Raw genomic sequence first — 13643 nt, 5'->3', positions numbered from 1 at the left:
CGTACTCCGGCGAAAACGGTCCCACGGGCGCGTGCGCCCTTCGGAGTCAGTCCCGCTCGCACACGAAGACGGCCGTTCCCGGGATCAGGCTCCCGCGCAGCGGCGACCAGCCGCCCCACTCCGAGGTGTTCCAGGCCGGCCACTCCGGCTCGACCAGGTCCACCAGCCTGAAGCCCCCCGCGACGACGTCCCGGACACGGTCGCCGATCGTCCTGTGGTGCTCGACGTACACCGCCCGGCCCTCCTCGTCCTGCTCGACGTACGGCGTGCGGTCGAAGTACGAGGCGGACACCGACAGCCCCTCCGGGCCGGGCTCGTCCGGGAACGCCCAGCGGATCGGATGGGTCACGGAGAACGCGAAGCGGCCGCCCGGCCGCAGCACACGGCGCACCTCGCGCAGGACCAGCACCGGGTCCGCGACGAAGGGCAGCGCCCCGTATGCCGAGCACGCCAGGTCGAAGGAGCCGTCCGCGAACGGCAGGGCGCTCGCGTCCGCCTGCACGAGCGGGAAGGCGCCGCCGATGCGCAGGGCGTGCTGGAGCTGGCGGTGGGAGAGGTCCAGGGCGACCGGGCGGGCGCCCCGCGCGGCCAGCCAGCGCGAGCACTGGGCCGCGCCGGCGCCGATCTCCAGGACGTCCTTGTCCTTCAGCTCCTCCGGCGGGCCGAGCAGCTCGGCCTCCACCTCGTCGAGGCCCTCGGGACCCCACACGAAACGGTCGTCGCCGAGGAACGTGCCGTGCTCGACCTGGTACTCGTCCGCGTTGCGGTCCCACCAGCCCCGGTTGGCCCGGGCGCTCTCCGCGACACCTGCGTCACGTCGGGTGGCTTCCGGTTCGAACGCTCCGGACTCTTGGATGATCGGCTCCCTCGTCGTACTCTTCCGTCACGTCCACGGTGGCCGCCCCGGCGGTGTCACCGAGGAGGTGTCTCAGGCCTGCGTGGCCTGGCGGGACAGGTTTTGTGCCGGGTATGCGGCGATCCGCCCCGGGTGTGCGCCTTCGCGCATTGACCGTGTCCGGCTGCCCCCGTATGCTACAAGTTGCGCTGCGAGCCTGCGCTCCTCAGACGTAGCAGGCTGCGCTCGCATCTGTTGTATGTCCCCTCGGTTGTCGAGGCGCCGTCACCGGTTTCCAGGTGGGGCGCTTCCTTGGCTGTCCGGCTTCTGCAGAGCGAAACGGGCTCCCGGCGTAAGCAGTGCCTACGACTTCAATGTCCGTACCGGAGCCCTTTCCCACATGACGAGCAGCACCGAGACCACCGCCACCACCCCGCAGGTTGCGGTCAACGACATCGGTAACGAGGAAGCCTTCCTCGCCGCGATCGACGAGACGATCAAGTACTTCAACGACGGCGACATCGTCGACGGCGTCATCGTGAAGGTCGACCGGGACGAGGTCCTGCTCGACATCGGTTACAAGACCGAAGGTGTCATCCCGAGCCGCGAGCTCTCGATCAAGCACGACGTCGACCCCAACGAGGTCGTCGCCGTCGGTGACGAGATCGAGGCCCTCGTTCTCCAGAAGGAGGACAAGGAAGGCCGCCTGATCCTCTCGAAGAAGCGCGCGCAGTACGAGCGTGCCTGGGGCACCATCGAGAAGATCAAGGAAGAAGACGGCATCGTCACCGGTACCGTCATCGAGGTCGTCAAGGGTGGTCTCATCCTCGACATCGGCCTCCGCGGCTTCCTCCCGGCCTCCCTGGTCGAGATGCGCCGCGTCCGCGACCTCCAGCCCTACGTGGGCAAGGAGCTCGAGGCGAAGATCATCGAGCTGGACAAGAACCGCAACAACGTGGTCCTGTCCCGCCGCGCCTGGCTGGAGCAGACCCAGTCCGAGGTCCGCCAGACGTTCCTCACGACCCTTCAGAAGGGTCAGGTCCGCTCCGGTGTGGTCTCCTCGATCGTCAACTTCGGTGCCTTCGTGGACCTGGGCGGCGTCGACGGTCTGGTCCACGTCTCCGAGCTGTCCTGGAAGCACATCGACCACCCGTCCGAGGTTGTCGAGGTCGGCCAGGAGGTCACCGTCGAGGTCCTCGACGTCGACATGGACCGCGAGCGTGTCTCCCTGTCGCTGAAGGCGACCCAGGAAGACCCGTGGCAGCAGTTCGCCCGCACCCACCAGATCGGCCAGGTCGTGCCCGGCAAGGTCACGAAGCTGGTTCCGTTCGGTGCGTTCGTCCGCGTCGACGAGGGCATCGAGGGTCTGGTCCACATCTCCGAGCTGGCCGAGCGCCACGTGGAGATCCCGGAGCAGGTCGTCCAGGTCAACGACGAGATCTTCGTCAAGGTCATCGACATCGACCTCGAGCGCCGTCGCATCAGCCTCTCGCTGAAGCAGGCCAACGAGTCCTTCGGTGCCGACCCGGCCTCGGTCGAGTTCGACCCGACCCTGTACGGCATGGCCGCGTCCTACGACGACCAGGGCAACTACATCTACCCCGAGGGCTTCGACCCCGAGACCAACGACTGGCTCGAGGGCTACGAGAAGCAGCGTGAGGAGTGGGAGCGCCAGTACGCGGAGGCGCAGACCCGCTTCGAGCAGCACCAGCAGCAGGTCATCAAGTCCCGCGAGGCCGACGCCGCCGCTGCCGCCGAGGGTGGCGAGGCCGCCGCTCCGGCCGCGAACGGCGGTTCGTACTCCTCCGAGGGCGCGGACACCTCTGGTGCCCTGGCCTCGGACGAGGCGCTGGCCGCTCTGCGCGAGAAGCTGGCGGGTGGGCAGAGCTGACGCCCACTGAGCAGTAGTTCTTGACTGAGGGCCCGTACCCCTGTGGGGTGCGGGCCCTCAGTGGTATTCGCGGGCTGCTCGTGATTGTCCGGGCCCGGGCCGTCTGCGGCCGATCGCGCAGCCCCGCGCCCTTTGGGAGTTGCCTCGCCCCTGCCGCGACATCAAACGTCGGCGCTGCCAAGGCCGGTAGGACGTGCCTGATCAGGGGCGCGGCCGGGAATGCCCCCGCCCCGCAGCGTGTTGTGCAGTACGAACACGAGGAGGAGCGGTCACAGTGCTTGATCCGCAGGGTTTGTACGCATGGGAGCCGAAGGGCCTGGCCGTCGTCGACATGGCGCTCGCCCAGGAGTCGGCCGGCCTTGTCATGCTCTACCACTTCGACGGATACATCGACGCGGGCGAGACGGGCGACCAGATCGTCGACCGGCTCCTGGACTCGCTGCCCCACCAGGTCGTGGCCCGTTTCGACCACGACCGGCTCGTGGACTACCGCGCCCGCCGCCCGCTGCTCACGTTCAAGCGCGACCGCTGGGCGGAGTACGAGGAGCCCACCATCGAGGTGCGGCTCGTCCAGGACGCCACCGGGGCGCCCTTCCTGCTGCTGTCCGGCCCCGAGCCGGACGTGGAATGGGAGCGTTTCGCAGCGGCCGTCCAGCAGGTCGTGGAGCGGCTCGGCGTGCGTCTGTCCGTGAACTTCCACGGCATCCCCATGGGCGTCCCGCACACGCGCCCCGTGGGCCTCACCCCGCACGGCAACCGCAACGACCTGGTCCCCGGCCACCGCAGCCCCTTCGACGAGGCCCAGGTGCCCGGGAGCGCCGAGTCGCTGGTCGAGTACCGGCTCATGGAGGCCGGACACGACGTCCTCGGCGTGGCCGCGCACGTGCCGCACTACATCGCCCGTTCGCCGTACCCGGACGCGGCACTGACCGTCCTGGAGGCCATCACGGCGGCGACCGGCCTGGTCCTGCCCGGCATCGCGCACACTCTCCGCACGGACGCCCACCGCACCCAGACCGAGATCGACCGGCAGATCCAGGAGGGCGACGAGGAGCTCGTGGCCCTGGTCCAGGGACTTGAACACCAGTACGACGCCGCCGCGGGTGCCGAGACCCGGGGCAACATGCTCGCCGAGCCCGTCGACATCCCATCCGCCGACGAGATCGGGCTCGAGTTCGAGCGGTTCCTCGCGGAACGCGAGGGCGACAACTGAGGCCGGTCCGGCAGGCCCTAAGCTTCCGCTCATGCTGAAGGTGGGCCTGACCGGCGGGATCGGTGCCGGCAAGAGTGAGGTGTCGCGGCTGCTCGTCGAGCGCGGAGCCGTACTGATCGACGCGGACCGCATCGCGCGCGAGGTCGTCGCACCGGGTACTCCCGGCCTCGCCGCCGTGGTCGAGGCCTTCGGTGCGGACGTGCTCGCGGCGGACGGCAGCCTGGACCGTCCGCGGCTCGGGGCCATCGTCTTCGCCGACCCGGAGAAGCTCGCCGTACTGAACTCGATCGTGCACCCCCTGGTCGGCGCGCGCTCGCGCGAACTCGAAGCGGCCGCCGCCGACGACGCCGTCGTCGTCCACGACGTGCCGCTCCTCGCGGAGAACGCCCTCGCGCCGCTGTACGACGTCGTGGTCGTCGTCGACGCGAGCCCCGAGACCCAGCTCGACCGGCTCGTGCGACTGCGCGGCATGACCGAGGAGGACGCACGCGCGCGCATGGCCGCCCAGGCGACACGCGAGAAGCGCCTGGAGATCGCGGACGTCGTCGTCGACAACGACGTACCCCTGGCGGAGCTGGAGCGGCGCGTGACGGACGTATGGGCCGAGCTCGTCCGCAGAGCGCACGCCACCCGGAACTAGTGCCCGCCGCCTCGGCGGCGGCTTCAGGAACGGCGGCTTGTGGAAACGGGGCCTGAGGAACAGCGGCTTCAGGAATAGCCGCCTCCCGTCCGGGCGTTGAACCCACCCGGAGAGGGAAGGAATTGGCCGTGCCCGAGACCAGCGGTTCGACCGGACGCACTCCGGAGACGCATGTCATAGACTTCCGCGCCGCCGAGCAACTGCTGGCCGCGCGTGACCCGCGGGGTGCGGTGAAGCTGCTCGACCCAGTCATCGCCGCGCACCCCGAGAACACCGCGGCGCGCCTGCTGCGTGCGCGTGCCTTCTTCGCCGGGGCCCAACTGCGGCCGGCCGAACTGGAGTTCACCATCGTTCTGGAACGCGAGCCGGACAACGCGTTCGCGCACTTCGCACTCGCCCGGACGTATGAGCGTCAGGGGCGGTCGGACCAGGCCAAACGCCACTTCCGGCTGGCGGCCGCGCTGGACCCCAACCCGCAATACCTCAGGGCGGCGCGCTTCGACTCTTGAGCGCGGCGCGGTCTCAGGGGCGGCGGTGCTCCGGCGGACGGCGCAGCGGAGAGCGGCGCACCGGCGGGCGCCGGTCCGCGGGCCGGTACGGCGGGATGTCGCGGCCGGGCTGGTAGTGCGGGCCCTGGCCGATGTGCCTGAGGATCACGGCCATGTCGACGGTGACGACCAGCCACAGCGCCCCGCAGGCGGCGGCCCACCCGGGGCGCCCGGCGAGCGCGAACCCGACCGTTCCGACGATCGCCCAGACCATCCCCCACACGCTCAGCCAGAACCGCGCCCGCAGGGCACTGCGCGCGGTCGTCGGTTCACTGCCCGTACGCATTCGGGATCACTACTCCTCTTTGCAACGTACTCTTCGGTGCGGACGTTCTCCAGCGAAGAGGAGGTCGGCCGGTGCCGCCCCCAAACTGATCGCGCAGCCGACGGCGGCCGCCGCCTTCGACGGGATCCGCTGGGATAGCGCGGGCATGTACACCATCGGCACGCTCTAACTGGCAGGAGCGGTAGCTCTGTTGATGCCGCCCGCCCTCGTCGCCTGGGCACGGCGGGGGCACAACGAGGAACTGCTGCGGCTGGTGCGGCGAGGAGCGTGACCTGTGCCGTGCGGTGCCCCGCGGCGGCCGTGGGGCGCCACCGCCGGTGGTCACCGACCTCCGGGACGGCCTCCCGGTGTTCCCGTGCCCGCTCCCGGTCCTCCCAGGCCACGAAGGCGTTCCATCTCGCGGCGGTCCCGCTTGGTGGGCCGGCCCGTGCCGCGATCGCGGATGCCGGCCGGGGCGACGGCCTCTCGGGGCGGGGGCGGCGGGCTGTTGTCGATGTAGCACTGGACGGCCACCGCGGCGCCGACCCGCTTGCGGATCAGTCGCTTGACGACGACGATCCGCTCCCGGCCCTCCTGCCGCACCCGTACCTCGTCGCCGACGCGCACGGAGTGAGCGGGCTTCACCCGCTCGCCGTTCACCTGCACGTGCCCGCCCCGGCAGGCGGCGGCTCCCATGGACCGGGTCTTGACCAGCCGGACCGACCAGATCCAGCTGTCGATGCGCACGGATTCGCCGCTCTGCGGCCCGGCCGCCTCGGCCGCGGCGGCGGCCACTGCGGCGGCGACCTTGGGGTCGACGTCCTGCCGACCGTCGGCCTTCTGCCCGGCGTCCTGCTGACCCTCGGCGTTCCGTCCGGGGCCGTCGGCCTCCGTGCCGGGCCTGCCCCCGACCGTTGCCTCGTCGTAGTCCGCATGCTCAGAAGCCATGACGCCGACTTTAGTGCCCGGAGCGGCGAGACCCGACGGGCTTTCCCGCCGCCCGCCGGGCCGCCCGCCGAGCAGAACGCAGGGCAGAACGCGGGGCAGAACGCAGGGCCGCTCGGCCGGCTCGCTCCACCGGTACGGCTCTACGGTGGAGGCATGGACGCCCTCGCTGACCTCGACCGGCGGATCGCGGGCTGCCGGGCCTGCCCGCGGCTGGTCGACTGGCGTGAGGAGGTGGCCCGTACCAAGCGCGCCGCCTTCGCCGACGAGACGTACTGGGGCCGGCCGGTACCGGGCTTCGGCCCGCCGGACGCCCGGCTGCTGATCGTCGGCCTCGCCCCCGCCGCCCACGGCGGCAACCGCACCGGCCGCATGTTCACCGGCGACCGCTCCGGAGACGTGCTGTACCAGGCGCTGTACGACACCGGGCTAGCCTCACAGCCCACCTCGGTCAGCGCGGACGACGGCCTGGAGCTGCACGGCGTGCGTGTCACCTCGCCCGTGTACTGCGCCCCGCCGGCCAACAAACCCACCCCGGGAGAACGGGACACCTGCCGGCCGTGGCTCGTCCAGGAGCTGAGGCTGCTGCGGCCGGCGCTGCGGGCGGCGGTGGTGCTCGGCGCCTTCGGCTGGCAGGCCGCGCTGCCCGCGTTCGCCGAGGCCGGGTGGAGCGTGCCCCGCCCGCGGCCCGCCTTCGCCCACGGGGTACGGGTCCCGCTCGACGGACTCGACCTCTTCGGCTGCTTCCACGTCAGCCAGCGCAACACCTTCACCGGCCGGCTCACTCCCGACATGCTGAGGGACGTTTTGCGGACGGCAGCGGAGGCGGCGGGGCTGCCGTAAAGGGCGCGACGGACTCGAATGTGCCCCGATGGGCCTGTACACCCACCGGCGAGAATCCTGAGATGGGCGCCGTACAACTCGCCTGTCATCCGGGCCGCCCGCCGGGAGCGCATCCCAATTTCCCGTCGCCCCTCGTCTCGTCCACGCCGGGCCGTCGCCCCTCATCCGCCCCATGAGCCGTCGCTTGCCTCTCACACTCCCGGGCAAGGGCCGGATAGACCTCGGCGATGGCCGCGCAGATCCGGCGCCGCAGCAGGGCGGCCGCCTCCGCCCGGCCCGGATCGCGCTCGCCTCCCGGCAGTTCGTCCAGCAGCCGGTCGTATTCGCCGTCGAGGCGATGACGCAGATAGCCGACCTTCCAAGGATCGAGCGAGTCGCGTCCGCCCCCGGCGCCGGACGGCTCGCCACTGGCGACCTGACCCTGCTCGATCTCCTGTCGCGCCCGATGGCCGACGGCTCGGAGCGCCAACTTGCCGGAATCCAGGCGGGGCACGTCGATCGGTGTGGCCCTGATGCGCTCGAAGACCTTCGCCCGATTCCGGGCGGCCGTCTCAGCCACGGCCCGGAACTCCTCGCTGCCCTCAGCTGATTCGACCCGCTCAAGTCGATACAGCGGCACCCGTGGCGCGGCCCTGGCCCTTGGATCGACGCTGAGCCGGTCCGGCGCCCCGAGCAGCCGGTGCACCATCCCGCCGGTCCACCCGCGCATCCGCAGCCCCGCCAACGAAACGTACCGTCGCCCGTCCACCTCGTGTTTCCCGTGGCCCACCATCGCTACCTCCCCCGTGACACTCCACAGCACCTCAGCCGTGGCCCGTCGTGACGCTCTGTGACGACTGATCCCATTGAAGCGCGCACCACTGACAATCACCCGCGGCGAAGGCACCGCGGGGCGTAGGGGGGCCATCGGCGGAGCATCTCTCGGACGGCTCCGCCGGAATCGCCTCGCGGTGTGGCGGGCGGCTGCGTACGCCGCGGGCCGAGCCTGGGCAGTTGCGCCGTCACCTCTGCCTGTCGGAACGCGCTTCGGCAGGCCCGGCAGGGTTGCGGAACACTCGCGCTCGGGACCGGAATTGCGTTCATAAAGAACTCGGGTTTCCCGCGAAGTGTCACGCTCCCGAAACCCAACGGCCGCACTCCCTCCAAGACCCCGATCTACCGTGGACACCACAGCCCACCGCCCGGCCACCGTCGCCCGAAGGCACACCCCGCCCTCCCCGACAGGAGCCCCGTGTCCCGCCGCGTCACCCTCGCAATGCCGCCCTGGCTCGCCCACACCCTGCGTGCCCAGCGGGGACCCGTGCCCTGGAACGCGGTGGTCAGAGGGGCGTTGGCGAGTGGGCCACTGCTGGTCGTGGCCCTGGTGTTCGGCCGTGTCTCCCTCGGTGTCGTCGCCGCCATCGCCGCCATGCTCGCCGGGATCAACGACCGGCCCGGCAGCCGGCGGGCCTCGGTGAAGCGGCTCGGGGTGCCCGCGCTGGCCGGATCCCTGGGGCTGCTCGTCGGGACGTGCGCCGGGGAGCATGTCGGAGCCGTTGCGTTGACCTTCGTTCTCACCGGGCTCGGGCTCGTCGCCGGAGGCATGAGTGCCGTCGGGCCCGTTGCTTCCGGCGCCGGTACGCAGCTGCTCGTCGCCTCCGCCATCGGGGCCGGGATGCCCCTGCCCGCGCCGGCGTGGCAGCGGGCGCTCGCCTTCCTCGCGGGGGCGGGCTGGCTGCTCGCCCTGCGGCTCGTGCTGCCCACGCCCGGTGCGCTCGCCGGTGACTTCCGGTTCGACGGGGAGCGGGACGCGGTGGCCGGCGTGTACGACGCGGTGGCGGACCTGCTCGACGCCGCCGGCACGGAGCAGGCCACCGCCCGGCGGGCCGCGCTCACCGCCGCCCTCGACCACGCGCAGGACGCCCTCGCCGGGCCCCGGCTGCGGCGGTACGCCAGTTCCTCGGCCGAGCGGCGCTTGCACGCGCAGTACGCCGCAGCGCTGCCCCTCGCCGAGGCCGCGACCGCGCTGGCCTGGGCGGGGGAGGCTGTCACCGGCCGGGCGTCCGAAGGGCCACGGCGGCTCGCGGCCGCCGTACGCGGCGGCACGCACACCGGGCCGCTGCCCGCCCCCCATCGCTCGGCGCCCGCCCTGCGTGCCCTGGACGACGCACTGCTCCGCGCCGCCGAGGCCTTCGACGAGGGCGAAGGCGGTGATCTGCACACCCGCAGGCATACCGCCGGGGGCCTGTTGCGGACCGCATTCGGGTCCGGCGGGCGCGAGTACGGGATCCGTGTCGCCCTCTGCTTCGGGACCAGCGTCGCCTTCGCGCAGGCGCTGTACCACTCCCACTGGTATGGACAGCACGCCCACTGGTACTGGCTGCCCGCCACCGCCGTCTTCCTCGTCAAGCCCGACCTCGGGCCCCTGGCGTCCCGGGTCCTGTGCCGGGCCGCGGGGACCGTCCTCGGAGCGCTCCTCTTCGCCGGGCTCGCCGCCGTGCTGCCCCGGCCGGAAGGCCTCATCGCGCTCGTCGCGGTCAGCGGCGCCCTCATCCCCGTGGCCACCCGGCACTTCGCCGCGCAGACCGCCGTCGTCACCGTGCTCGTCCTCGCCCTCGTGATGGTGGGCGGCGAGCCCCAGGCCTCCGTCAGCCGGATCGCGGAGACGTTGCTGGCCTGCGCGATCGTCCTGATCGTCGGGCACCTGCCGATGCCTGGGGAGCGCGGCGGTGGCGTGCGGGCCCGGCTGGCCGCCGCGGGCGCTGCCGCGCACGCCTATCTCGTGCACGTCCTCAGCGAGTCCGACGACCGCGCCGCCCGCTGGACCCTGCGCCGCGAGGCCTATCGCGCTCTCGCCGAGGCGCGCACCGCCATCGCCCTCACCGCCGCCGAACTGCCCGCCCTGGCCCGGCACATCGAGGGCACGGGCGAGGTGGCGGCCCTGCTCGAACGGCTCGTGGACACCGCGACCGCGTGCGCCGTCCATCTCGACGACACCGGCCGGCTGACGCCCCGGCACACCGAGCTGCTCACCGAGCTGCTGGGCGAACTGGCCGCGCGGCGGGAGCGGGCGGGGCTCCCGGCCCGTGAGATCCCCGCCCTGCCCATCGCCGTCCAAGGCACGTCCGGGACCCGTCGCGTCAGCCGATCCGTATCCACACCGGCGCGTGGTCCGAGCCCGGCGTTCCGACCCGGTCCGCCGGATCCTCACCGACCGGCGGCAGTTCGAGTGTCTCGGTCTGCTGGCCGGGCAGGCCGGTGCCCGCCTCCGTGATGCGGTGGACCAGACGGTGGCTCGTCAGTATGTGGTCGATCAGCTCGGCGCGCCCGAAGCTGACGCGGGAGAAGCGGCGCGTCTCGGGGATCAGCGGGGCCACGTTCCACAGCCGGTGGGCGTCTCCCCTGTCCGGTTTCCCGAAGGCGCGCGCGTCCTTCTTCTCGAGCGTGGAGCCGAGCGGGCCGACCAGGATCTGGGTGGTCGCGGCGTGCACGACGTCGTTCATGTCACCGAGAACGGCCACGTCCCGTTCGCGCCCGTCATCGGCGAGCAGCTTGTTCGCGAGGACGCGCAGAGTCGCCGCTTCGGCGGCCCGACGATAGAGGGCGTACGCGCCGAAGCGGGCCCGTTCGGCCTCGTCGTGCGGCTGGAAGCGTTTGTTCGGGTAGGACAGCAGCTTCGACTTGAGGTGGGCGACGGCCACCTGGAGGGGTCCGTCGCCGTCGATCTCCACCGCCAGGAAGCCGCGGCTCGTCTCCTTCTCCTTGTCCTCGGGCTTCTGGCCGTCGAGGGTCTGCACGGGGTCCAACTCGGGTGCGAAGGCGGTGACGTCGTGCGTCACCCGCAGCTCCTGCCGGCTGAGGAAGCCGACGCGGATGCCCCGCTGGTCGGCGTGTTCGGAGAGCGCCTTGTGCCAGTTTCCGCCCACCGCCTTGACCAGATCGTCGAGCGCCTCTTCCTGCCTGACCTCCTGGACGCCCAGCAGCACCGGGTCGAGTGCGGTGATCACGGAGGCCAGGGCCTCCAGTTTCGCCTGGTACTCGGCTTCGGTCCTGGGGGCGCCGTCGCCGCTGCGCGGCAGCATCAGATTCTCCAGATTCCACGTACCGAGGAGCATGTCGGCCCCTTCCAGTAGCCGAAAAGCGGGCGGTGGTGAGGCCAGGGTGCGCGTGCCGGCGCCGCCGGTACAGGGCGGCGACGGGATGTGCGGTTCACCCCCTGCGAGGGCACGACCACGTCGTACGGTGCCTGTATGACGCCTTCTCCCGCCGGTCTCGTCATCACCCGGTGCACGGTGCTCACGCACGACGATCATGAGCGGATCGGGTTCACCGAGGACGCCGCGATCGTCGTACGGGACGGCGTCGTCGAGGCGGTGGTCAGCAGCGCCGAGGCCGAGGGGCAGCCCGCCGCCCAACGTATCGACGCCGGCGGTCAGGTCGCCCTCCCCGGCCTGATCAACTGTCACACACACGCTCCGATGGTCGCCCTGCGCGGCCTCGCCGAGGACCTGCCCACCGAGAAGTGGTTCAACGACGTCGTCTGGCCCGTCGAGTCCAACCTCACGGAGAAGGACGTCGAGCTGGGGGCACGGCTCGCCTGCGCCGAGATGATCCGCGGCGACGTCACCTGCTTCGCGGACCACTACTTCTCCATGGACGCGGTGGCCGCCGTGGTCACCGAATGCGGGATGCGGGCGCACCTCGGCGAGGCCTACTTCTCCTCTCAGGGCGCCCAAGGCCGGGAGAGGTCCCTGGAGTTCGCGTTACGGCACCACGGCGGGGCCGACGGCCGCATCACCACCGCCCTCGCCCCGCACGCCCCGTACACCGTGACCGACGACGACCTCGCCGCGACCGCCGAACTCGCCCACGAGCACCGCCTTCCCGTCCACCTCCACGCCTCCGAGAACCGCGACCAGGCCGACACCAGTCTCGCCCGGTACGGCGTCACGCCCATCGAGGTCCTGGAGCGCACCGGACTCCTCGACACCGACGTGCTCATCGCGCACGGCACCGGCATCCTCGAACGCGACCTGCCCGTCCTGGAGCGCGCGGGCGGGCGTACGGCCGTCGCCACCGCACCCCGCGGCTACCTCAAGTTCGCCTGGCCCACCACCACACCGGTGCGCGCCCTGCGCGACATCGGCGTCCCGGTCGGGCTCGCCACGGACGGTGCCGCCTCCAACAACTCCCTCGACGTGTGGGAGTCGATGGCACTCACCTCCCTGATCCAGAAGTCGACCGAGGGCGACCCCCGCTGGCTGACCTCGCGCCAGGCGCTGCACCACGCCACGCTGCAGAGCGCCGACGCGGTCGGGCTCGGCGGGGTCGTCGGGCGTATCGCGCCCGGGCTGCGGCCGACATCGTCCTCGTCGACCTCAGCGGTCCGCACACCCAGCCGGTCCACGACCTCGCCGCGACCCTGGTCCACAGTGCCCGCGCCGCCGACGTCCGCACGACGATCGTCGACGGACGGATCCTGATGCGCGACCGCGAGCTGCTGACGATCGACGTGCCCGCGGTCGTACGGGAGCTCGGCGGCCGCATGCCCGCGCTCCTCGACCGCAGCCATGGCCGGCGCATCCAGGAGTACGACACCTGACAGGAGTGCACCACCTGACAGGAGTGCACCACGTGACAGGAGTCGACACACGACAGGAGTGCGACACGGGACGCTGTCACGATGAGTGCGAAGACCGACACACATGGTGCGCGTGATGTTCGTAAGGTGACCAGATGATCACCCTCGGCAGTGAACGAGTGTCAACTACGTCTCAGTCACGTCACCGAGCGAGGCGTTCGGCCCCTGGAAGGCGTTAACTCCTACAAGTACGACGCTTTCGGAGGTGCAGGGTGGTGAACGGGCGAACAGTGCTCGAACGCTTTCCCGCAGGCGGGCCGCGTGGATCGTGGCCGGCGGAGGAGTTCGCGCACGCGCGGCGCCAGGAGGGACTGGCCGCCGAGGTTGTCATGGACCTCGCTACGGACACGTTCCTCGTCATCGTCCGGGGCGGCGACGTCACGGAGTGAACTTCACGGAGTGAGCGTCACGGAGTGAGGGTCATGGAGCAGGGGACCTCAGCCCGCCTTCGGAGCGGGCATCTTGGTCGTGAACTGCTCCGCCTGGAGTGAGTACAGCTCCGCGTAGATGCCGCCGGTGGCCAGCAGCTCGTCGGGCGTGCCGGACTCCACGAGCCGGCCCTGGTCGAGAACGTGCACCAGGTCCGCGTGGCGCACCGACGCCAGCCGGTGCGTGATGAGAATGACCGTCTGCCCGGTTCCGGCCAGGGCGCGGATCTTCTCGAAGACCTCCAGCTCGGCCCGGGCGTCAAGGGCCGCCGTCGGCTCGTCGACGATCAGGATACGGCCGCGCCGGTACGCGGCACGGGGAAGCCGTGCGCAAACAACATTACGATTTCGCATGGGTATTCGATTCCTCCCTGGCTTCGACATAGCGGAGAACTTCTTCCGCGCTGTGAAACCG

11 protein-coding genes and 3 pseudogenes are annotated in these 13643 nt (G+C 71.4%); 8 read left to right on the top strand and 6 right to left on the bottom strand.

Annotation, left to right across the window (positions count from 1 at the left end):
* Positions 1–46: 46 nt before the first annotated feature.
* Positions 47–859 (bottom strand): class I SAM-dependent methyltransferase, encoded by an 813-nt coding sequence (locus ACZ562_RS17975; RefSeq protein ID WP_471180313.1) that lies wholly within the window; start codon positions 857–859, stop codon positions 47–49.
* 376 nt (positions 860–1235) lie between these two features.
* Here ACZ562_RS17975 and rpsA point away from each other — a divergent pair, with 376 nt between their 5' ends.
* The 4 genes from rpsA to ACZ562_RS17955 all read left to right on the top strand — a co-directional run bounded on the left by rpsA (position 1236) and on the right by ACZ562_RS17955 (position 5088).
* Positions 1236–2726 (top strand): 30S ribosomal protein S1, encoded by a 1491-nt coding sequence (gene rpsA, locus ACZ562_RS17970; RefSeq protein ID WP_471179674.1) that lies wholly within the window; start codon positions 1236–1238, stop codon positions 2724–2726.
* 274 nt (positions 2727–3000) lie between these two features.
* Positions 3001–3939: a PAC2 family protein gene (locus ACZ562_RS17965; protein ID WP_471179672.1), complete on the top strand. Its 939-nt coding sequence runs from the start codon at positions 3001–3003 to the stop codon at positions 3937–3939.
* 31 nt (positions 3940–3970) lie between these two features.
* Positions 3971–4579, top strand: coding sequence for a dephospho-CoA kinase (gene coaE, locus ACZ562_RS17960; RefSeq protein WP_471179670.1), 609 nt, complete (start codon positions 3971–3973; stop codon positions 4577–4579).
* 128 nt (positions 4580–4707) lie between these two features.
* The gene (locus ACZ562_RS17955) at positions 4708–5088 is read left to right on the top strand and encodes a tetratricopeptide repeat protein (protein WP_471179667.1); all 381 of its coding nucleotides are present in this window, start codon (positions 4708–4710) and stop codon (positions 5086–5088) included.
* Between the two features lie 13 nt (positions 5089–5101).
* Here ACZ562_RS17955 and ACZ562_RS17950 read toward each other — a convergent pair whose 3' ends face one another.
* Together ACZ562_RS17950 and ACZ562_RS17945 are read right to left on the bottom strand one after the other, a co-directional pair.
* Positions 5102–5413, bottom strand: coding sequence for a DUF6343 family protein (locus ACZ562_RS17950; RefSeq protein ID WP_471179665.1), 312 nt, complete (start codon positions 5411–5413; stop codon positions 5102–5104).
* A gap of 321 nt (positions 5414–5734) precedes the next feature.
* Complete coding sequence (locus tag ACZ562_RS17945) at positions 5735–6340, bottom strand: RNA-binding S4 domain-containing protein (RefSeq protein ID WP_471179662.1); 606 nt, start codon at positions 6338–6340, stop codon at positions 5735–5737.
* Between the two features lie 153 nt (positions 6341–6493).
* On the opposite strand from ACZ562_RS17945, the gene ACZ562_RS17940 reads away from it, so the two are divergent.
* Positions 6494–7180: a uracil-DNA glycosylase gene (locus ACZ562_RS17940; RefSeq protein WP_471179660.1), complete on the top strand. Its 687-nt coding sequence runs from the start codon at positions 6494–6496 to the stop codon at positions 7178–7180.
* A gap of 85 nt (positions 7181–7265) precedes the next feature.
* Here ACZ562_RS17940 and ACZ562_RS17935 read toward each other — a convergent pair whose 3' ends face one another.
* The gene (locus ACZ562_RS17935) at positions 7266–7739 is read right to left on the bottom strand and encodes a hypothetical protein (RefSeq protein WP_471179657.1); all 474 of its coding nucleotides are present in this window, start codon (positions 7737–7739) and stop codon (positions 7266–7268) included.
* A 696-nt stretch (positions 7740–8435) separates the two neighbouring features.
* Between ACZ562_RS17935 and ACZ562_RS17930 the strand changes: the two genes are divergently transcribed.
* Positions 8436–10433 carry an FUSC family protein gene (locus tag ACZ562_RS17930; RefSeq protein ID WP_471180311.1) on the top strand — a complete coding sequence of 666 codons (1998 nt, stop codon included), beginning with the start codon at positions 8436–8438 and terminating at the stop codon, positions 10431–10433.
* Here the strand turns inward: ACZ562_RS17930 and ACZ562_RS17925 are convergent.
* A pseudogene (locus ACZ562_RS17925) lies at positions 10387–11241 on the bottom strand (endonuclease/exonuclease/phosphatase family protein); the annotation flags it as partial. The gene ACZ562_RS17930 and the pseudogene ACZ562_RS17925 sit on opposite strands and share 47 nt — an antisense overlap.
* 168 nt (positions 11242–11409) lie before the next feature.
* Here ACZ562_RS17925 and ACZ562_RS17920 point away from each other — a divergent pair.
* Together ACZ562_RS17920 and ACZ562_RS17915 are read left to right on the top strand one after the other, a co-directional pair.
* Positions 11410–12761 (top strand): annotated as a pseudogene (locus ACZ562_RS17920) (amidohydrolase).
* Positions 12762–13015: 254 nt separating this feature from the next.
* A complete protein-coding gene (locus ACZ562_RS17915) occupies positions 13016–13189 on the top strand; it encodes a hypothetical protein (RefSeq protein ID WP_367326440.1) in 174 nt (57 codons plus the stop codon).
* A gap of 48 nt (positions 13190–13237) precedes the next feature.
* Here ACZ562_RS17915 and ACZ562_RS17910 read toward each other — a convergent pair.
* Positions 13238–13552 (bottom strand): annotated as a pseudogene (locus ACZ562_RS17910) (ABC transporter ATP-binding protein); the annotation flags it as partial.
* Between the last annotated feature and the right edge of the window lie 91 nt (positions 13553–13643).

Source organism: Streptomyces sp. NPDC040410, assembly GCF_055595715.1.
This window is presented reverse-complemented; position numbering and strand designations above follow the sequence as displayed.

Coding starts and splice junctions, on each gene's coding strand:
- rpsA (WP_471179674.1), top strand. CDS start 1,236: ATGACGAGCAGCACCGAGACCACCGCCACCACCCCGCAGGTTGCGGTC.
- coaE (WP_471179670.1), top strand. CDS start 3,971: ATGCTGAAGGTGGGCCTGACCGGCGGGATCGGTGCCGGCAAGAGTGAG.
- ACZ562_RS17950 (WP_471179665.1), bottom strand. CDS start 5,413: ATGCGTACGGGCAGTGAACCGACGACCGCGCGCAGTGCCCTGCGGGCG.
- ACZ562_RS17945 (WP_471179662.1), bottom strand. CDS start 6,340: ATGGCTTCTGAGCATGCGGACTACGACGAGGCAACGGTCGGGGGCAGG.
- ACZ562_RS17940 (WP_471179660.1), top strand. CDS start 6,494: ATGGACGCCCTCGCTGACCTCGACCGGCGGATCGCGGGCTGCCGGGCC.
- ACZ562_RS17930 (WP_471180311.1), top strand. CDS start 8,436: ATGCCGCCCTGGCTCGCCCACACCCTGCGTGCCCAGCGGGGACCCGTG.